A 20,900-nucleotide genomic window follows, 5' to 3' on the forward strand; every position below is an offset into this window, starting at 1 on the left:
CTATTTTTACCAAATAATAACCTGCATGTTTTTTAAGGCAATATTTACTTTAATTTATTGAGTCGATAAGAGGCTAATAAGTAGCAAAGGACAAATATTCAATAAAAATAGTTATAATTTTAAACAAAATAACCATATTTTACTTTATTTTTTTATTGAGCAAAAGTATAGCTAGAAGTATAGGCAATAAAAAAGGCCGCTGTTTTCACAGCGGCCTTATATTTATGTAAATCGAATGCTTAGTTGTTAGGCTTTGCAATCTCAACATTTACTTTTTTACCTTTAATAGAAGCACCTTCCATACGGTTCAATACAGTGTTTGCAAATTCTTTAGGAACGTCAACAAATGAATATTTGTCGAAAATATCAATTTGACCCAATACGTTACCCGGAATTCCAGATTCACCTGCAAATGCTCCTACGATATTCGCTGGAGAGATTTTTTCGTTGAAACCGATGTTAACAAACATTCTTACCATGTTTGCATCGCGACGGTAAGGACGACCTTGTTTGTCAGAACGAGGACCTCTATCTTCCGAACGACCACCTCTATCTCTGCTATCGCCTAACCCCTAACCCCTATTTTAAAATCTATACTGCACTCTCAACGAAATATTTCTTCCCATTTCGTCTGTAAAATATCTGAATCGATTCATGTAGTCACGATAAGATTTATTGAGCAGATTACTTACACCCAGACCAAAGGTGAAATTTTTGTAAGGATACGAAGCATTCATGCTCCACAAACTGTATCCCGAAGGAGGTGCCAAGAAATCGCTGTTAGCCTCTACACGTGTTTGGCGAGCCACCAATAAGTTGGTTAAGCTCACGTAAGCTTGATTTTTTCCAAAAGTATAGCGTAGACTACTCTCCAAACGGTCGGCAGGAATATTGACCATATAATCATCGTTGCGAGTATCTTTGGCTCTTACCATTGAGTATTTTTCAGTAATGGTAAAATGTTTTGAAATCAAATATTTTACGGAAGCATCAACTCCTGCAAATCGAGCATCTACTTGTGTATAGTCAAAGGCAGGAAAAGCGCCTCTTACCGACAATACCGTTTGAATTTCCCCATTTTCTACACGAGGCTTTAAATAAATAAAGTCATTAATTAAGTTCAAATACGGACTAATTTCCCACGCCCATTTACTTCCAGAATATTCGGCAGTGACCGAAAAGTTATGTGCGACTTCGGGTTGTAGATTGATATTTCCTTTCTCGTAAGCTGCTGCTCCGTGGTGTACTCCGTTTGAGAATAATTCATTCATATTAGGTGCACGCCAAGCAATAGCAGCATTTCCTTTCAAAGATAAAGACTCCGAACTATTCCAGACAAAGCCAATGGTTGAGGAGGCATTATTAAAAGTAAAAGAATAATTGAAGAGTTTGCTGGAGGCATCTAATCCATACGCATCCGAAGAACGAATATCATAGCGCAAACCACCTTCAACTTCCCAACGATTTTTTACCCAACGTTCAATCAAAAAGACGCCACCGCTTTTAGTCTGATAATTTGGAATCAATACGGTATTAATGAGCGGTTTGGTCAACTCATACGATGATGATAAGTTTTCCTGATACATACCACTTGCGCCAAATGTTCCGCTCAAGGTGTTCCATAGCGGTTTGTGGTCAAGCAATAATTCAGCTTGATAGGTCGTGAGTTTGAAATTGAGCGTATTCAACGTACGATTTCCTCTTGGTACATCATACTCCAAACGCCAGTCATATTGGCGAGAAAGAGTCAATTGCCACTTCCCAAGATTTTCACTTACTAAAAAGGATTTTACTTTAAAGAGATTATGCGCCAAATCTTGATTAGGACGATTGATAGTATAGCTTGCCGAGGAAGGCGTGTAGTCAATATTGGGACGCGAACTATTAATCGCAGTAAGTAAGTCTGTAATATTGCCAATATGCGAACCCGCAAAAATTCCTAATTGTGTATCAAAATAGCTAAAATAGGCTTCTGTACCCCAGTGAGCAGTGTTATATCCAATAGTTGCCGAAAAATTTCGTTCTTGGATACCCGTATTGGCTAAATAATAGTCTGCCGTTTTGATGTCAGCACCGCGTTTGTAAGTACCTTGCAAACGCCAAGCCCATCCTTTTTTCTTCGCAAAACCACCTTCTATAATACCAGAGGCAATCCCTTGTTGACCATTCGAAAAGCCTACTAAATTAGCTTCACCATGAATCGCTGCCGAATCGGGTAGGGGATTAGGTTCTACCATAATTACACCAGCAATAGCATCGGACCCATAACGAACGCCAGCAGCACCTTTAATAACTGTGAGTTTTTGTGCCATAAATGGATCAATTTCTGGCGCATGTTCGCTACCCCATTGTTGCCCTTCCTGACGTATTCCATTATTAAGAATCAATACTCGGTTTGAGTGCATCCCATGAATTACGGGTTTGGCAATACTACTACCTGTTTGAAGTGTGGTTACGCCTGTTGCAGCTTTGAGGGCTTCGCCAAGACTTTGTCCACGAGTTTCGGCAAGGTCGCTACCTTCAATGACTGATTTGGCTTTGGTCTGATTTTCTGTCTTTTTTCCTGAAACGACTACCTCTTGTAAATGCTCATCGTCATTGGCAAGGGTGAGTTCCTTCGAATGCTCCTGTGTCAGGTTGATAGGAACCTCAATTTTTTGAAAGCCCACTGCCTGACATACAAGTGTATAGGCACCCTGACAAAGTTTCGGGAATTGATATTCACCTTTCGCATTGGTGAAGACCGCATATTTGGTTCCTTTCAAATATACCACGGCGCCAGGGATGGGATTGTGGGCATTGGTTTCGTGTACTACGCCTTTGAGTGTACAGTTACAGTTAGTGGTATTTTGTGCAAAAATGTTCAACCCAAAGCTGAGTAATACCGTAAGTATAAAAAAAAGTTTTTTCACGTTTGTCGATAATTGTTGGTAAACAAAGATAATAATTGGGAGGATAATAATTGCAACAAAGTTGCAATTAAAGCGGTTCTAGATTTTGGATATTTTTAAGAAGAAGGCAAAATTTTGTTTAACTTTTTACTAATATAAACTTAAACAAAAGGCTTTGTTTAACAAAATTGGCTTGTTGTTAAACTTTTTTCTAAATTTTTGAACTTTTTTGAACATTTCTGAAACTTGCAGTTTTTTGATAAATACTTGATTTTAGCCTTATTGGCTATTAATTCTAATTTAATTTTAATGTAAAATTTATTCGAAAAAGTTTTGAAGTTTGTTTAATGTTGTAATATATTTGTTAAACAAATCAACAAATAAACTCAACACAATTATGACTGCTATTGAATTTTCATTCCACATAGGTAGAGTTTCAAAGTCATTGAAACCGTTTGCTATGAAGTTGACTAGAGATTACGAAGATGCAAATGATTTGTTACAGGACACTTTGTTGAAGGCATTCACCAACAGAGATAAATATACAGAAGGTACCAACTTGAAAGCATGGTTGTACACTATCATGAAAAATACTTTTATTACGAATTATCAAAAAATGGTTCGTAAAAATACCTTCATTGATACTTCTGATAACTTGCATTATATCAACTCTTTAGAGTCAAGCACTGACAACAGCGCAGCAAGCTCTTTTGCCCTTAATGACATAGAAAATGCCGTTAAATCGCTAGATGAGGCATATCGTATGCCTTTTGTGATGTATTTCAGAGGCTTTAAATATCATGAAATAGCCGACAAATTGAATATCCCAATAGGTACAGTTAAGAACCGTATCCACATAGCCAGAAAGGAATTAAAAGATAAGCTTCATATGTATGCTTATTGGAATTAAGGCCTAAACGTTGTAACTTGGTGCCTAAAATTAATTAGGACAAGTCGTTCTAACTGGAGTTACACTTCATCAACACCAAAAGTATTGACTCCAAAAACGACAATTGTGAAATAATTGATTAGTTTTTTGGTTAACAGAAGAAAGTTGCAAAGGGTCGAGCGCTTGCTCGACTTTTTTGTTTTTGTTTAATTTTTAAAAACTAAACCTTTTACAAAACATTCTTTAGGCTTCTCGGTTTATTACAGTATAAAGTTTCTATTCTAAGATTTCTCAATACCATTTTTTCAAGAATTATACAACAGAATAAATTTCCTACGTAGATTTAGGTGGAAAAGGTAAAGTTGTATCATATGGCATTAGTTAGGCTAGATACTTTCTATCTCAATCACTCTTAAAAACTTAAACTACCTAAAAGTATCTATCTCAAAACCACACAAGAAACATCTGATTTGGATACTTAAACAAAACTATACATGAAAAAAGTAATTGTAATTGGAGCGGGATTTTCGGGTTTAGCCGCCGCAACAGGCTTGGCCGATAAAGGTTATGACGTTACGATTCTAGAAAAAATAGCATGGCGGGTGGTCGTGCGAGAGTTTTTGAGGCAGAGGGTTTTACATTTGATATGGGGCCAAGCTGGTATTGGATGCCCGATATTTTTGACAACTATTTTGCTAAATTCAATAAAAAAACTTCTGACTATTATGATTTAGTGCGTCTAGATCCTTCGTACGCTGTGATATTGGAAGGAAATGAAACCATAGCACTTCCTGCTGGGGTTGATAAACTTGAAGCGCTTTTTGAGGAAATGGAACCGGGTAGTGGTGCAAAGTTTAGAGAGTTTCTTCGACAGGCAGAGTATAAATATGATGTAGGGATCAATCAATTCGTGTGGAAGCCTTCTCGAAGCATTTCAGAATTTGTAAGTGTAAAATTACTGTATGATGTGGTTCGATTAGACGTATTTCAGTCATTTGCTAAGCATATTCGTAAGTTTTTTACAGATGATAAAATACTGAAGCTGATGGAGTTTCCTATTTTATTTTTGGGAGCTACGCCCGAAAATACTCCAGCAATGTATAGCTTGATGAATTATGCCGAAATGCAATTGGGTACATGGTATCCAATGGGTGGAATGCACAAAATCGTGAAAGGAATGGTGGCTTTGGCAGAAGAAAAGGGCGTGAAAATTCTCTATAATCAGGAGGTTCAAAAGGTTGTAGTAAACAATGGTATAGCCAAACAAGTTATTACTAGTCAAGGTACTTTTGATACTGATGCAGTGGTTGCTAGTGCCGATTATCACCATGTTGAGGATAAAATTCTAGGGCAAACTTATCGAAACTACGATGAAGAGTATTGGGATAAACGAGTGATGGCTCCATCGTCTTTATTGTTTTATTTGGGGGTCAATAAGCGTATTCCAAAATTGTTACACCATAATTTATTTTTTGACGAAGATTTTAGTCTTCATGCACACGAAATTTATACTGAACCCAAATGGCCTTCGAAGCCTCTATTTTATGCTTCGGCACCATCAGTAACAGATAGTAGTGTTGCTCCAGAGGGTTGTGAAAATATATTCTTATTAATTCCTGTGGCACCTGATTTGGAAGATACGGAGGAAATGAGAGAAAAATATTACAGTATTTTGATGGAGCGTCTTGAAAAATATTGTGGGACTTCTATTCGCGACTCTGTGGTATACAAAAGAAGCTATGCTCACCGTGATTTTAAACAAGATTATCATGCTTTCAAAGGAAATGCTTACGGTTTGGCAAATACACTTATGCAAACGGCGTTGTTGAAGCCAACTTTGAAAAGTAAGAAAATACAAAATTTTTACTACACAGGTCAGTTGACAGTACCGGGTCCTGGAGTACCTCCTTCTCTAATTTCTGGCTTATTGGTAGCTAGTGAATTGGATAAAGAAATGAGATAAAGAATCACCCGACCACATACTTACTAAACATTACTAAATCACTTTTAAACCTTTAACGGCAAAGAGGCTTTGGCTTTGATGCAATGATGCTTTAAAGACATGATGGATTTGTATAACACCACGACTTTCGAATGTAGTAAGCTCATTACTGAGTACTACAGTACTTCGTTTACGCTGGGTATCAAAACGCTAGATAAGCGTTTTCATTTCCCTATTTATGCGATTTATGGCTTTGTACGCTATGCCGATGAAATTGTGGATACCTTCCATGGTTTTGATAAAAAAGCATTGCTTAATACTTTTAGAACAGATACTTTCAAAGCTATTGACGAAAAGATTAGCCTGAATCCTGTCATACATTCGTTTCAAATGGTGGTAAATGAATATCAAATCGACCATGATTTGATTAAGGCATTTTTACACTCTATGGAAATGGATTTGTATCAGTCCGAATACAATCAAGTGGGCTACGAGGAGTATATCTACGGGTCGGCAGAGGTTGTAGGGTTGATGTGCCTAAGAGTATTTTGTGAAGGAAACAACGAGATGTATCAAGTCCTGAAAGACGATGCTAGAAGATTAGGATCAGCATTTCAAAAGGTGAACTTTTTACGTGATATTAAATCAGATTTTCAGGAAAGAGGTAGAACTTATTTCCCCAATGTAGATTTTACCAATTTTACCTTAACGGACAAACAACTCATAGAAGAAGATATTCAGGCTGACTTTGATGCCGCCTACAGAGGTATTATGAATTTGCCTAAAGGCGCCAAAGCAGGGGTATATTTAGCTTACAAATATTATCTTCGTTTGTTTGATAAAATAAAGGGTTGTCCAGCCTCAAAAATTCAGAATGAAAGAATCAGAGTGCCTGATTTTCAGAAGGTTGCTTTGCTTGCAAAAACTTACTTTCAGTTTAGGCTAAATGTGCTTTAATGGCTAATTGAGTGAATGGTGATTGAGTGATTATTACCAGTATATATGTCATGTCTTTCGTTTTAAACTATTTTTAGCAATAGAATTATTCCTAAACTGTTCATGAAAAAGGCGGTCGAAAATTGTTTTTCGACCGCCTTTTTCGATATTACTATGCTATGTCTGACTAGGCTTAAGACGCAATGCTTTGCGTCTCTACTACGGATAGACTAATCACTCAACCACTCAATCACCATTCACTCAATAACCTTTATTACATCAATGTATCCCAAAGTAAGTACATATTAAAAACTATAATGATAATTGATACGACCCATGAGGTGATTTCTACCAATTTCGAGTTGGCAAATTCTCCCATTTTCTTTTTGGAACTAGTAAACATCACAAGTGGAACTACCGCAAAACTCAACTGAAGCGATAATATTACCTGACTCAAAACCAAAAGTTCTCCTGTCCCTTTTTCTCCATAAATCAAGGTTACAATCAAGGCTGGAATTACTGCTAGCAAACGAGTAATTAGACGACGTAACCAAGGTTTTAAATGTAAGTTTAAAAAGCCTTCCATTACAATTTGCCCAGCCAAAGTACCTGTCAAAGTAGAATTTTGTCCTGAAGCTAATAAGGCTACAGCAAAACAAATACCTGCCATTTTTACACCTAATACAGGGTCGAGCAAGTGATAGGCATCATGTATATCCGCTACTTGCTGATTGCCAGAAGTATGAAAAGCTGCTGCCGATACAATCAAAATAGCGGCATTGATAAAAAAGGCAAATCCTAATGAAATAGTAGAATCAATTGTAGCGAATTTGATGGCAGAACGTTTTCCTTCAGTCGACTTTTCAAAATCACGTGTTTGTACAATGCTCGAATGCAAGTACAAATTATGTGGCATAACTGTAGCGCCTAAAATCCCGATGGCTACATAAAGCATATCTGGGTTTACAATGATTTCTTTTTTGGGAACAAGATTACCTACAATCTGAGAAAATGAAGGATGTGAAACGGCTATTTCGTAAGAAAAACAAAGGAAAATCATAAATATCAAGGCAGCTACAATACTTTCCAACATTCTGAATCCTTTGTTTTGGAAATAAAGTAAAACCAAAACATCTAACACTGTTATGACTACCCCAACACTTAAAGGCATTCCAAATAATAAATTTAGAGCAATGGCAGAGCCAATTACTTCAGCCAAGTCGCAAGCAGCAATTGCAACTTCGCAAAGCAACCAAAGAACAATTACCGTTGGTTTAGAATATGCATCACGGCAGGCTTGGGCAAGGTCTTTGCCTGTGGCAATTCCTAGTTTGAGCGATAAATGTTGTAAAAGCATCGCAAACAAATTAGAAATCAAAATAACAGAAAGAAGCGTATAGCCAAATTTAGAGCCACCAGCGATATCTGTAGCCCAATTGCCTGGGTCCATATAGCCAACGGCTACCATTAGTCCTGGTCCTGTAAAAGCCCAAAGCTTTCGCCAAAATGAACCCGTTTTGGGTACATCTATCGAGGCGTATACTTCGGGTAAGGATGGAGTTATATCTTTATTTTTCCAACTCATAGTTTTGGTAATATTAGGTTTTAATCTTTGAGAGTGTTTGTGTATTTAGTAAATGATTGTTGGTTTACAATCTCAAAAAATCAAGTATTAGTATTTTATCACCTATTTGACTCTTTTGAGCTTTCCGAAAACTGCTTCCTACTTTTGAATAAAGTGCTAAGTAGTTATCCTAAACTTTGAGCTCCAAGCTTTTACTAAATGCTTAACAAACTTAAAATGTATTTTTTATAATTCAAAACAAATTTTTAGATTAGTCTAAAATTTACTTTTGTTCAAGTAAAAAATTACCTTTGTATAAATTAAAAGCATAGTTAAAGGCTTAGTTTACTGAAAGAAGGAATTGTTTTTCTGAAATCGACTAATCGTATCTGTGTTATAAGTTAGTACGCAAAATAAAATTTAAGATTGTGCTTAGGCTTTCAGGTAACGGCTTTCGGCGGTGGGCTTTGGAAAAAAGTGGGTCTGTGGTTATTAAAAACATTTTAACACTCTTTGCCTAGTGCCTAAACTCATAGTTTAAATCTTATCTTGCTAATTATGCGTGCATTCCAGTAACTGATATACTATTAACTAATAACTTTTTTACTTAAATTCTAAATTTTGTTATTTGACAACTACTCACTTCTTTGAAAAACGCATCAACGAATCCTTTTTCGAAGAAGTATAACTATAAAATTCATGCAAATCACTTCGTTCACAGAAGAAAACTACCTGAAAATAATCTATAAACTTTCTGCCGAAACCGATGCAGATATTAGCACCAATGCCGTAGCTGAACTCACTCAGACCAAAGCAGCGTCGGTATCGGATATGCTTCGGAAGTTGTCGGAAAAGAATTTGGTTAATTACCAAAAATACCAAGGAGTACGTCTTACTGAGGCTGGCGAACAAGTGGCGCTTAAAGTGATTCGTAAGCATCGTTTGTGGGAAGTATTTCTGGTAGAAAAACTAGGGTTTAACTGGGATGAGGTTCATGATATTGCCGAGCAATTAGAGCATATAGACTCAGAGGAGTTAGTTGAAAAGTTAGATGAGTTTTTGGGTTTTCCTAAGTTTGACCCACATGGTGACCCTATTCCAGATCCTAATGGTAGAATGCCAAAACTAACCTATCAAAATTTATCAGAAGTCAAACAAGGTGAGCGCGTGTTGATGATGGGTGTTTCGGAGCATTCTTCTGCCTTTTTGCAGTATGTAGCCAAATTAGGCATTAGTCTAGGTTCGGAATTATATATTTTAGAAATCAATGATTTTGATAAATCATTATCCGTACAAATTGCTCAAGCTAATCCACAATTTATGAGTCATGAAGTAGCGAAAAATCTCTTGGTGAAGGGAATAAAATAAAAAATGAGACATTGAGAATTGAGTGATTATGTTAAAAGTTATATTCTATTTAGTAAAGACGTAAAGCATTGCGTCTCTACCAGTAAAATTCTAATAAAACAATCACTCATTCGCTCAATCACAAAACCACTCAATATAAAAGCTTCCCTTGCATTTCGTCTTTCAAATTTACCCCACTGATTTGTTTAGTTTTCATTTCGGTAAGTAAATAGAGTATTTTTTCGATAGCTGCGGGATAATTCAATCCTTCAGGACGAATATTAGATACACAGTTTCTTCTTTCATCGGTAATACCTACACTCGGCTGATATGTCAAATAAGCGCCCATACTATCTGGCGAGCTCAGTCCTGGGCGTTCGCCAATCAAAATAAGGACTATTTCGGCCTTGAAGGCACTCGCTATTTCATCAGCAATGGCTACTCGGCCTTGTTCTACCAAGGCAATAGGCGCAATACGCCAATGATGTTGAATCAACACATTCAATAAACCATTTACCACCGGTATGGCATGGGTATTGACGGCGTTGGCCGACAGGCCATCTGCTATAACAATAGCAATATCTTGTGGTGTATCAACCACGTTTTTTAGCGCCTGTTTAGAGGCTTCAGACAATTGCCTTCCCCAATCTGGACGCTGTAAATATTGAGCACGAGAATTAGCCTTACTTTGTAAGACAATAGTTTCATGCAAAATTCTATCTTGAATATTTTGTAGGTCTAAAGAAGAATGCACAGCATCACGAGCCTGAGCATGGTCAGCCTGAAACCGAAGAAGTTCTTTGGTCGGTAAGCTATGCCCAGCACGTCCACGAGCAATGCGGGCAGAGGTATAGCTTTGCAAAAAATCCCAAATATCAGTCTGAATCAGTTGTTTTTCTGTTGTCATAATTCACTCAATTAATGCAAGGGTAATTTCTTTATCATACCACCTTTTACGTCATTCAGACTTTGTTGTACGACAAAGGCCGTAGGGTCAATATTTTCGATTTCGTTGGTAAGCTTTTGGATTTCCAAACGAGTCAATACCGTATAAACTACGTCCAAGTCTTCATCTTTACGACCTCTTTTTCCGAAACCTCTTTTCGCTTTAAAAATCGTTACACCACGTCCGAGCTGCTCTATAATCATCACTCTGATTTCTTCACTTTTTTCAGAAATAATCGTCACGCCTGTGTATTCCTCTATACCATGAATCAAAAAGTCAATCGTTTTTGAGGCTGATAAATACGTAAGCATGGCATACAAGGCTGTTTCGATATTGATTAAAAAAGCTGCAACTGCAAAAATCAATACGTTGATAATAATAATGACGTCGCCTACTGATAAAACTGTTTTACGGCTAATATATAAAGCTAATACCTCGGTGCCATCCAATACGCCACCACCACGGATAGACATACCAATACCTGCGCCTAAGAAGAACCCTCCAAAGATAGCAATCAATAGTTTGTCGGAAGTAACCAGTGGGATTTCGATAAAAGCAATGCAGATAGCGAGCCCAACAATGCCTAAAAGTGTTTTGATGGCAAAAAACTTGGATACTTGACTGTATGCCAAAAATATAAACGGAAGATTTACGATAACAATTAAATAAGGAAGTGGAATGTCAGTTGTGATGTTAATCAACAAAGACATACCCATTACGCCTCCATCCAAAAAGCTATTGGGAAGCAAAAATCCTTTGAGACCAATTCCTGCGAGTAATACACCTAAGGCAATCAGAGAAACGTTCTTGACGCTTTGTGCAGGGTTATATTCATTAATGCCTAGGGTTTTGAGGAGAAGTTTTTGTACCATTGTAGATGTGAATAGGGTTTTTACAGTTTCCTTTATGCGTTAAGCTGGCATACCCATGTGTATGTTCAAGTCTTAGATATTCGCACCCGTCTATCACCACAACGGTGTATTCAGGAACGGACTCTTTTATTTTCTTGACATTTTCTAAAGATTTTTCCTGAATTTGATCGCAGCTTATAATAGCAAAGCTTAGTAATACAAGAAGACTTTTTGAAACGAGACTTTTCATACAATGCAAAGGTTTTGATTGCCTAACGTATACTAATAACGCTGATTTTGGAGAATAACTCCGTGGATTACCCTATTCTAATAGTATTCTAATATGAGATAACGTTAAAAGTTACTAGCGTAACCGTTATTGGAAAGTGTTTATAATCAGAAGAATACTATCAATATAAATGAACATACACTGATTAATGGACAAAATTGAATTTACTAGTTCAAGACTTAGTCTTGGACTCATTTTTTTAACAGTTTAAAACTGTTTTTAAAAAATGCAGTGAAAAAGTCTATACACCTGAATCACACTTTCTCGTTTTGTCCAGTAATCAGGAACACACAACTTAAGATATTGATTGTTGTAAAAGCCGATGTTCACTAGAAATAGTTTTTAGTCTAAATTGTTCATCCACGATATTCATTTTGAGTAGCCATTCTTCAAACTCAGGAGCTGGCTTTAATCCCAATAAATGACGAATATAGAGTGCATCGTGAAATGAAGTACTTTGGTAATGAAGCATCACATCGTCGGCTCCTGGTACGCCCATGATAAAATTACAGCCTGCTGTACCGAGTAATGTCAATAGCGAATCCATATCGTCTTGGTCGGCTTCGGCGTGGTTGGTATAACAAACATCCACACCCATTGGTAAGCCCAATAATTTGGCACAAAAATGGTCTTCTAAGCCTGCACGAATAATCTGTTTTCCATCAAATAAATACTCAGGGCCAATAAATCCCACTACGGTATTTACTAATAATGGATTGAAGTGACGGGCTACTGCATAAGCTCTTGTTTCGCAAGTTTGCTGGTCGAGTCCCCAATGCGCATTGGCAGATAAAGCCGAGCCTTGTCCCGTTTCAAAATACATAAGGTTATTGCCAACGCTGCCTCTATTGAGTGATAAACCAGCTTCGTAACCTTCTTTTAAGATGTCCAAATTAACGCCAAAAGAGGTGTTAGTGGCTTCTGTTCCTCCAATAGATTGAAATACCAAATCAATAGGCGCACCTCTTTCTATGGCTTTGATCGTTGTAGTAATATGACTCAAAATACAGGTTTGGATAGGAATGTCAAATTTTTGACGGACACTATCTAACATCGAAACCAATTGTATTACGGTTGGAACACTATCGGTGGCTGGGTTAATGCCAATTACGGCATCGCCGTTTCCATAAAACAAACCATCAATCATACTGGCTGCTATACCACGATAGTCGTCAGTAGGGTGATTGGGCTGTAAACGGGTCGAAAAACGTCCTTTTAAACCAATGGTATTTCTAAATTTGGTAATAACGCTACATTTAGAGGCAACATTAATCAAGTCCTGAATGCGCATGAGCTTAGAAACTGCTGCCGCCATTTCGGGAGTTATGCCTTTACTGATTTGTTGTAAAACCTCCGTCGTGGTATTTTCGGATAAAAGGAAATTTCGAAAGTCTCCCACTGTCAAGTGACTGATAGGAGAGAAGGCCGCCAAGTCGTGGGTATCGATAATCAGGCGGGTAACTTCATCTTTTTCGTAAGGAACAAGTGCTTCGTTCAGAAAAACCTTCAATGGTACATCAGCCAATGCCATTTGTGCGGCTACTCTTTCTTCGGCACTGTTGGCAGCCACACCAGCTAGTTCGTCCCCCGACCTTTTTGGGGTAGCTTTTGCCATAAGCGTTTTGAGGTCGGCAAATTGATAGGTTTTGTATTTAATCGTTTGTTGAAACATATTGTTAGACTGTCATGACTTAGAGGAAGAGATGATTCAAAAAAGTATCATGATTCATATCGAAGACATATTCCCTTTCCTTTTTCACTTAATTTAAAAACTTTTTGAGTTTGATTCTGTTTTTCAATTGAATAAATTTATCCTTGAAGAGCTGATTAGGAATCTAATCATAAATTTTTCTGTATTGTAAAGAGGTTATTGCATTTTTGGCTTACGGCATAAAGCTTATTGCCTACGGCAGGTATTTACTCAACTATTTTTACTTATAGCCCACAAAGCGTATGACAGGTGAACAAAATCCTGAGAAATTAGATAAAATCATTGAAGCGAGAATGAAACTCAAAGCTCGTTTTGAAGAAAAAATGAAGGAGACTCCATCTATGGCTGACCCAAATCCAATGGGACGAGGACCAATCAATCGCCATGGAATGCCTCAAACCCCCATAGGACAAACTATTACACAAAAGTGGCCTGTGCTAGACTTGGGTTATCATCCACAAATTCCAATGGACAAGTGGCGCTTAATCATTGATGGCGAAGTAGAAAACCCCGTAGTATTGAAATGGGAAGACTTTTTGGCATTGCCTCAAACCGACGATATTTCTGATTTTCACTGTGTGACTACTTGGTCAAAACTAGATATGTCTTGGCGTGGCGTGCGTTTGATGGACTTGGCAGCTTTGGTACAACCCAAAGAAACCGCCACACATTTGATGTGTTATGGCTATGATACCTATACAACCAACGTATCCTTGGAGGAGGCACTCAAGCCCGATGTGATGCTCGTGCATACTGTCGAAGGAGAACCCTTACCACTCGAACATGGAGGTCCTTTGCGTATGATTACGCCACAGTTGTATGCTTGGAAAGGCTCAAAATGGATTAAAAGAATCGAATTTTTATCGGCTAATAAGCTAGGTTTTTGGGAAGAAAGAGGATACTCGAATACAGCTTATCCTTGGCGCAATGATAGATATAGTTAAGTGCTGAGTTTGGAGTGTAGAGTGCATAGTTTTTATTAAAGTACAAATACTAATTGGGTGAGTTGTGATTGAGTGGATGAGTGATTATTTTGATTTTACGTACTTGTAGGGGCGCAATGCTTTGCCTCTAAATATGTGTCATTTTAAAATAATCACTCAACCACCATTCACTCAATTTCAACATTATGCTTTTCCATTATTCCAGCGTTGAGCGATTTTGATAGAATAATCTACAAAAGCTTTTACTGAATTTTCATAAACAGTATTGTCATTGGCTAATTCGCCATTTTCGTTGAGATTAACGTGGGTTTCATGCGATTCATAAATACGAGGTGAAATCACTGAGTATTGATTCAAGAAATTGATGAGTTTTCCCAACATGACCGTCATTTCTATGGCAGGAAGCTTGCCTCCACGACCACTTGATACACCCGCCAATGCGAAGGTTTTTTCTCCAAAAAGATGCGCAAAATCTTTGCCTCCCAACTGATTCAACAAGTTGATTAATTCTGCATCTGGAAACCAATTGTATTCGGGCATTACTATAAAAACTAAATCTGCTTTAGCCCAAGCGCCAATTAGTTTTTCTTGAAAAGCACTCAAGCTATCTTTTTTGATAAAACCCTGACCAAAAAATGGTACATCGTAATTTTCGAAGTCAACAATTTCAATTTGGTCAAAGCCTGCCTCTTGGCTAAGCGATTTTAAGTATTTTGAAAAACGAAGAGAACTACTGTTTTTTCTGGGTGAGGTCGATAAAATCGTAATATTCATGATTGTACGAGTTGTCAATAACCGTGGTTGTAGGTTAAAATAAAGTTGATTGTTAGATATTTGACTACTAAGTAAGTAACTCAACTCACTAGGGATAAGTTTATAAAAGTTATTTTTTGTGAAAAAATAATGCCCTGCATAAAGACATAGATTCTTTCAAATGATTTGCTATCTTGTAATCAAACACAAAAATCTATTCAAAAATGAAAAATACATCTCGAAGAAATTTTATTGAAAAATCTCTCCAAGTAGCCACTGCTGGCACAGCCCTAACTGTTATGACACCGAGTAATTCTGAAGCAGCCGTTCCAAAGGCACTGCCTGTTTTTTCACATCATGTGTTTTTTTGGTTGAAAGACAGCAAAGATAAAAAGGCTTATGAGCAATTGCTTGCAGGTTTGAAAGGATTAGGTAAAATTGAACAAATCAAACAAGCGCATATCGGAAAGGCTTCAATTAATGATTTTGACAAACCTGTGACTGATGCGTCTTACACATTTTCGGTATTACTATTGTTTGCTTCGAAAGAGGATGAAGAGAAATATTTAGTACATCCACTCCACAAGAAATTCATTGAAGATCATAAACATTTGTGGTCGAAGGTTGTGGTATATGATTCGATAGCGTTGTAGTTTGATAGAATAGTCACAAGTTGTGGTTATGTCAAAAATAAAAATATTTGCCCTTGCCGATTGTGATAAATCTACACAATCGGCATTTTAATACTTATTCTAAATATGGAATACGGCTTTTTAAGTTATTTTAAAAAGTAAAGATAATTTTTGCCAGAAAAAGTAGTAGTTTTAAGCAAAGTTGTCTATTCTCTTTTTTAAAAAGTACTAAACTATGTCTAATTCCTCAACGCAAAGTAATCAGTCTGCGCTCTACACGCTGGTAACAGTGTGGTTCTTTTGGAGTTTTGTAGCTGCTTCAAACGGTATTCTTATCCCACTATTCAAAGACAAATTCGAATTGCAACAATGGCAAGCTCAATTAGTAGACTTTGCTTTTTACGCTGCTTATTTCGTAGGGTCCATTCTCTATTTTGTGGTTTCTGGCATCATTAAAGGTGATGTACTCAACAGAATTGGATACAAAAATGGTATCATTTATGGCTTGATTATCTCGGCTGTTGGTACTATTCTTTTCTACCCAGCTGCTGAACTAAAATCATTTCCTATCCTCCTTTCAGCTCTATTTATTGTAGGACTGGGCTTTTCATTACAGCAAACAGCAACCCAACCCTTTATGATTGCCTTGGGCGACCCTGCAACAGGTGCTCAACGTATCAACTTAGGAGGTGCTGTTAATAACCTAGGCGGTACAATCGGTCCTGCTTTGATTAGTTACGCTATCTTCGGTTCAATTTCGGCTGATGCAGCTAAAAATGCTTCGATTGATTCGGTAAAAGCACCTTATTTGATTTTAGGGGTTGTTTTTGCCTTATTCGCAGTATTTTTCAAACTATCAAAACTTCCACGTATCACTAACGACGAAGACGTAGAAATCGGAACAGGTGCCTTGAAATATCCACAATTATTATTGGGTATGTCGGCAATCTTCGTTTATGTTGGCGTTGAAGTAACGATTGGTAGTAACTTGGGTGAATATTTGAAAGTAACCGAAAACTTAGAGTCTTCTCAAATTGCGAAGTACGTATCTCTTTTCTGGGGAAGTATGATGGTAGGTCGTTGGACTGCTTCAATCGGAAACTTTAACTTTAGCCAAAGCACTCAAACTATTTTAAAGGTAGTTATTCCATTCGTCGCATTTGCTATTGTATTAGGCGTAAATGCCTTGGGTGGTAGTGCTGTTCAAGACTTATTACCTTACGGTTTTTGTGTTGTGATGATGATTGCAGCATTCTTTGCTAGTCAAGAAAAGCCAGTAAAAACTTTATTGATTTATACAGCTTGTGGCGCAGTAACATCGTTATTGGGGGTAATTTTTACAGGAAAAATCGCATTGTTCTTATTGATTAGTGGAGGTTTATTCTGTTCAGTATTGTGGCCTTCAATTTTCTCACTGGGTACTGCTGGTTTAGGAAAATACACAAACCAAGGTGCAGCCTTCTTGATTATGATGATTTTGGGTGGTGCTGTGATTCCTGTAGTTCAAGGTATTTTAGCAGATAGTATTGGTATTCAATTGTCATATTTGTTGGCAGTAGCTTGTTTTGGTTACTTGTTCTTCTTTGGTATTCGTGTTCAAGCTGTACTGCGCAAACAGAATATTGATTTTGATAAAGAAGTCGTCAAAAATACAGGTAAAGGACACTAGGTATTAATGTAGAATTGTGAGTGATGAATTAAGTTAGTGGGCAAAAAAAGTTTAATCATTGAGCTTTCGGCTTTCAGCTATGGGCATTGGGTAAAACTTATCTATCGTTACTAAAAACAATTTAACACTCCTTGCCTTGTGCCTGTTGCCTTGTGCCTAAAATAAAAATTTTGCCCACTAACTTAACCTGTCGTCAAATATTCCTCATGGTTTTGAACTATCATAAAATAGGAAATGGTGCTAAAATCCTGCTCGCATTCCACGGAATCGGGCAGGATTTTTCATGTTTCATGCACTTTGCCGAAGTTTTCTCAGAGAGATACACTACCTATCTTTTTGATTTACCTTTTCATGGAAAACATATTCATCAAGACCCATTTGTTGTAACAAAGCAATTATGGAAAGATAGCTTAGTCCAATTTTTTGAAAATGAAAATATTCAAGAATTTGATATAATAGGTTTTAGCATAGGGGGGCGTTTTGCTTTGGCGACTTTTGAGGAATTTGCTGCAAGAATAAATCATGTACTACTTTTAGCGCCAGACGGCATCAAAGTAAACCCTTTGTATCGACTGGCTACAGGAAGTAAATTGGGAAGATGGGGCTTTAGACGAGTCATTGCACATCAGCCAACTTTTTTGAAAATGGGTAATTCTCTTCAAAAATTGGGAATAGTATCAAAAAGTACTGTTCGAATGGCAGATTTTATGTTAGGAACACCCCTCAAACAAAAGCAAATTTACCATGCTTGGATTGGCTTTAAAGAGTTACAATTTGATATTCCCAAACTAATACAACTTGCACAAAGATTTCAGACCAAGTTTAGCTTTTTTGTGGGAAGGTACGACCAACTACTTCCTCCACAACAAATTTTGCCATTGAGTAAATATGTACAAAAACAGCAAACTGTTTTGCTTGATACAGGTCATACCAAATTGGTTGACAAGGTGGTAACCTATCTAAGCAAAGAAGGTTTTTCTTGAAAAACTGAACAATTGTGTGGATATTATCGTATATAACAATGATTAAGTAACCTGACTTTAATCTATAAAGACAATTCACACGTTATACTGAAAATCTATGAGCTATATCACTGCTATCGGAACAGCAGTTCCTGCCAATCGTTTTGGACAACTCGAAATCGCTGAGTTTATGGCGCGTTCTTTGGAGTTGGACGAAATAGAAAAACGTAAGCTCATAGCACTTTATAGAAGTACCAAAATTCAGTATCGCCATTCTGTTATACCAGATTATGGCCTTCCCATTGAATCCTACCAATTTTATCCTAATACACAAAATTTAGAACCTTTTCCTTCCGTAGCACATCGTATGCAAGTGTACAAGCAAACAGCTTTACCGCTTTGTGTGGAGGCTACTAAAGGCTTATCTCTGGAGGGCATTACCCACCTAATTACTGTAAGTTGTACGGGTATGTATGCTCCTGGGTTAGATATTGAGTTAGTACAAGCCTTGGGGTTGCCAACCTATACGAAAAGAACTGCCATTAATTTCATGGGTTGCTATGGTGCTTTTAATGGCTTGAAAGTCGCTAATGATATATGTCTAGCCAATCCTGATGCCAAAGTTTTACTAGTTAGTGTCGAGCTGTGTACGCTTCATTTTCAGAAGAAAAAAGATTTAGATTTTTTGCTTTCCAATGCACTATTCTCTGATGGAGCAGCAGCCGTGATTATTGAACCTAGGGCTCCTCATGAAAAGGTTTTGAAATTAGAATCTTTTTATTGTGACTTATTCACTGAAGGACAGTCAGACATGGCGTGGCACATTGCTGATTTTGGTTTTGAAATGACTTTAACATCTTATGTCCCTCAACTCATCAAAAATGGTATCAATCAGTTAGTAGAGAACCTTCTCGAAGCTAACGGCACCCGTAGAGATGAAGTACAATATTATGCTATTCATCCGGGAGGCAGAGCCATTTTGGAATCAGTAGAGATAGCCCTAGGAATAAGTTCATTGGATAATCAATATGCCTACGAGGTCTTACGAGATTATGGTAATATGTCTTCTACTACCATACTCTTTGTTTTAAAAAGGGTTTTAGAACAGGTAAATGACGAAAATAAAGGCTGTAAAATTTTGAGTTGTGCTTTTGGGCCAGGGTTAACAGTAGAGTCTTTAATAGCAAAAATAGGCGTTTAGTGTGGTTTTTCATCGCTTGTAAAACTTTCATTTCTTAACTTCCACTAGTAATTAAAAAAGATTAGTTTTGCTATAGATTCATAGTTTTCTATGACTCAAACTAGGAGCTCAATAATAATATTTGTCTTTTTCCATTACCGCCCTTCTTCATAAGACAACCGCCGTCGAAATATATTGAATATCCTACTATGAATCATCTATGTAACTCTCTTGAGAGGTACTGATGTGCTAAAAGTAGTTTGATTATTAAACGCAGGCAGGGGTTGTTATTCCCAAGCTGATTTTCTTGAAACTTTCAACATTTAGCTGATAGCTAATGTATTTATTTCGTGGGCTAGTTAAGTAGTTTACAGTCCATATTAGAGTTGATGTCATCATTTTAATGCATCTTAACTATTACAGAGCCTTTACCAATTCGTCCTAAGTAATTAATCAGTCTAATGTGCATAGCTTGTTATACAAGTTATAACTTAGTCAAAAGTTTAGAAGTAAAACAGTAGGTCTTTTAAAACTTCTTAGACTTTGCCAATAACAAGTTATGCATATTATTTAGTAGGTTCTTCTTCATTCTCCCCACAACAAATATCACGGATTCCTAATACGACAGGTCTTTACCAATCAAAAAAATTCTTACCTTTGTAGAAACCATATTTCCCTAAAGCAAAGTATGACAATTCACAAAGAAGGTACAGGTACCATTTTGGTAACAGTTGTTTTTTGGCTGTACTGAATTCAGCTGTTTATTATTTCTTTCCTGACAATGATCTAATTCGTAAGATTGCTGTAGTTTTCAGCGTCTTGTTCTCTATCATTATCTTACAGTTTTTTAGAGTTCCTAAAAGAGTAACTGTAAAGAATCCAAAGCATATCATCGCTCCAGCAGATGGGAAAGTTGTGGTAATTGAAGAAGTAGAAGAACCTGAATATTTCAAAGGTCGTCGTCGTCAGATTTCGATTTTTATGTCTCCAGTGAATGTTCATATTAATTTCAATCCACTTTCAGGGATTGTATCTTTCTTTAAATATCATCCTGGGAAGTATTTGGTAGCTTGGCATCCAAAAGCAAGTACTGAAAATGAGCGTACTACTATTGTGGTTCGCCATGAAAGTGGAACAGAGGTAATGTTTCGTCAGATTGCAGGTGCTCTAGCAAGACGTATTTGTTGGTATGTAGAGGAAGGAAAGCAAGTAGAGCAAGGTTCTGAATTTGGCTTTATCAAATTTGGTTCTCGTGTGGATATCTTTTTGCCATTAGATGCAAAGGTATTAGTTAACCTAGACGATCGTCCTGTAGGAGGAGAGACTGTAATCGCTGAATTAGCTTAATAATCAGATTTTTATATTTAGAAAAGCCTTTGCAAATCAATTGCAAA

16 protein-coding genes and 2 pseudogenes are annotated in these 20,900 nt (G+C 37.1%); 10 read left to right on the plus strand and 8 right to left on the minus strand.

Features of this window, described 5'->3' with window-relative positions; all coding sequences use genetic code 11:
* Positions 1–239 precede the first annotated feature (239 nt).
* Both BWI92_RS00070 and BWI92_RS00075 read right to left on the minus strand, forming a co-directional pair.
* Positions 240–470 (minus strand): DbpA RNA binding domain-containing protein, encoded by a 231-nt coding sequence (locus BWI92_RS00070; RefSeq protein ID WP_176464322.1) that lies wholly within the window; start codon positions 468–470, stop codon positions 240–242.
* 114 nt (positions 471–584) lie between these two features.
* Positions 585–2,912, minus strand: coding sequence for a TonB-dependent receptor (locus BWI92_RS00075; RefSeq protein WP_095160091.1), 2,328 nt, complete (start codon positions 2,910–2,912; stop codon positions 585–587).
* Positions 2,913–3,288: 376 nt separating this feature from the next.
* Here BWI92_RS00075 and BWI92_RS00080 point away from each other — a divergent pair, with 376 nt between their 5' ends.
* The 3 genes and pseudogenes from BWI92_RS00080 to BWI92_RS00090 all read left to right on the plus strand — a co-directional run bounded on the left by BWI92_RS00080 (position 3,289) and on the right by BWI92_RS00090 (position 6,679).
* Entirely contained in the window at positions 3,289–3,801 is a 513-nt protein-coding gene (locus BWI92_RS00080) for an RNA polymerase sigma factor (protein ID WP_095160092.1), read from the plus strand.
* A gap of 473 nt (positions 3,802–4,274) precedes the next feature.
* Positions 4,275–5,743 (plus strand): annotated as a pseudogene (locus BWI92_RS00085) (phytoene desaturase family protein).
* A 99-nt stretch (positions 5,744–5,842) separates the two neighbouring features.
* Positions 5,843–6,679: a phytoene/squalene synthase family protein gene (locus tag BWI92_RS00090; RefSeq protein ID WP_095160093.1), complete on the plus strand. Its 837-nt coding sequence runs from the start codon at positions 5,843–5,845 to the stop codon at positions 6,677–6,679.
* Positions 6,680–6,932: 253 nt separating this feature from the next.
* Here the strand turns inward: BWI92_RS00090 and BWI92_RS00095 are convergent, their stop codons facing one another.
* Positions 6,933–8,243 (minus strand): Nramp family divalent metal transporter, encoded by a 1,311-nt coding sequence (locus tag BWI92_RS00095; RefSeq protein WP_095160094.1) that lies wholly within the window; start codon positions 8,241–8,243, stop codon positions 6,933–6,935.
* 684 nt (positions 8,244–8,927) lie between these two features.
* On the opposite strand from BWI92_RS00095, the gene BWI92_RS00100 reads away from it, so the two are divergent.
* Entirely contained in the window at positions 8,928–9,590 is a 663-nt protein-coding gene (locus BWI92_RS00100) for a metal-dependent transcriptional regulator (RefSeq protein WP_095160148.1), read from the plus strand.
* A gap of 130 nt (positions 9,591–9,720) precedes the next feature.
* Here the strand turns inward: BWI92_RS00100 and eutC are convergent, their stop codons facing one another.
* The 4 genes from eutC to BWI92_RS00120 all read right to left on the minus strand — a co-directional run bounded on the left by eutC (position 9,721) and on the right by BWI92_RS00120 (position 13,327).
* Positions 9,721–10,476: an ethanolamine ammonia-lyase subunit EutC gene (eutC, locus tag BWI92_RS00105; RefSeq protein WP_095160095.1), complete on the minus strand. Its 756-nt coding sequence runs from the start codon at positions 10,474–10,476 to the stop codon at positions 9,721–9,723.
* An 11-nt stretch (positions 10,477–10,487) separates the two neighbouring features.
* Positions 10,488–11,387 (minus strand): YitT family protein, encoded by a 900-nt coding sequence (locus BWI92_RS00110; protein ID WP_095160096.1) that lies wholly within the window; start codon positions 11,385–11,387, stop codon positions 10,488–10,490.
* Positions 11,350–11,616 (minus strand): hypothetical protein, encoded by a 267-nt coding sequence (locus BWI92_RS00115; RefSeq protein ID WP_095160097.1) that lies wholly within the window; start codon positions 11,614–11,616, stop codon positions 11,350–11,352. The genes BWI92_RS00110 and BWI92_RS00115 overlap by 38 nt, the downstream gene beginning before the upstream one ends.
* Before the next feature lie 334 nt (positions 11,617–11,950).
* Positions 11,951–13,327, minus strand: a complete 1,377-nt coding sequence (locus BWI92_RS00120) for an ethanolamine ammonia-lyase subunit EutB (protein ID WP_095160098.1) — start codon at positions 13,325–13,327, stop codon at positions 11,951–11,953.
* 281 nt (positions 13,328–13,608) lie between these two features.
* Between BWI92_RS00120 and BWI92_RS00125 the strand changes: the two genes are divergently transcribed.
* Positions 13,609–14,310 (plus strand): molybdopterin-dependent oxidoreductase, encoded by a 702-nt coding sequence (locus tag BWI92_RS00125; protein WP_095160099.1) that lies wholly within the window; start codon positions 13,609–13,611, stop codon positions 14,308–14,310.
* 183 nt (positions 14,311–14,493) lie between these two features.
* Here BWI92_RS00125 and BWI92_RS00130 read toward each other — a convergent pair whose 3' ends face one another.
* A complete protein-coding gene (locus tag BWI92_RS00130; protein ID WP_095160100.1) occupies positions 14,494–15,084 on the minus strand; it encodes an NADPH-dependent FMN reductase in 591 nt (196 codons plus the stop codon).
* A gap of 203 nt (positions 15,085–15,287) precedes the next feature.
* Between BWI92_RS00130 and BWI92_RS00135 the strand changes: the two genes are divergently transcribed.
* The 5 genes and pseudogenes from BWI92_RS00135 to BWI92_RS00155 all read left to right on the plus strand — a co-directional run bounded on the left by BWI92_RS00135 (position 15,288) and on the right by BWI92_RS00155 (position 20,853).
* On the plus strand, positions 15,288–15,716 hold the full coding sequence (locus tag BWI92_RS00135) for a Dabb family protein (protein WP_095160101.1): 429 nt from the start codon (positions 15,288–15,290) through the stop codon (positions 15,714–15,716).
* Between the two features lie 214 nt (positions 15,717–15,930).
* The gene (locus tag BWI92_RS00140) at positions 15,931–17,364 is read left to right on the plus strand and encodes an MFS transporter (protein WP_095160102.1); all 1,434 of its coding nucleotides are present in this window, start codon (positions 15,931–15,933) and stop codon (positions 17,362–17,364) included.
* A gap of 206 nt (positions 17,365–17,570) precedes the next feature.
* The gene (locus tag BWI92_RS00145) at positions 17,571–18,347 is read left to right on the plus strand and encodes an alpha/beta fold hydrolase (protein WP_095160103.1); all 777 of its coding nucleotides are present in this window, start codon (positions 17,571–17,573) and stop codon (positions 18,345–18,347) included.
* 97 nt (positions 18,348–18,444) lie between these two features.
* Positions 18,445–19,527 carry a type III polyketide synthase gene (locus tag BWI92_RS00150; RefSeq protein ID WP_095160104.1) on the plus strand — a complete coding sequence of 361 codons (1,083 nt, stop codon included), beginning with the start codon at positions 18,445–18,447 and terminating at the stop codon, positions 19,525–19,527.
* Between the two features lie 667 nt (positions 19,528–20,194).
* Positions 20,195–20,853 (plus strand): annotated as a pseudogene (locus BWI92_RS00155) (phosphatidylserine decarboxylase family protein).
* Positions 20,854–20,900 lie beyond the last annotated feature (47 nt).

The sequence above is a fragment of the Flectobacillus sp. BAB-3569 genome (assembly GCF_002270355.1).
Classification (GTDB): Bacteria; Bacteroidota; Bacteroidia; order Cytophagales; family Spirosomataceae; genus Flectobacillus; species Flectobacillus roseus.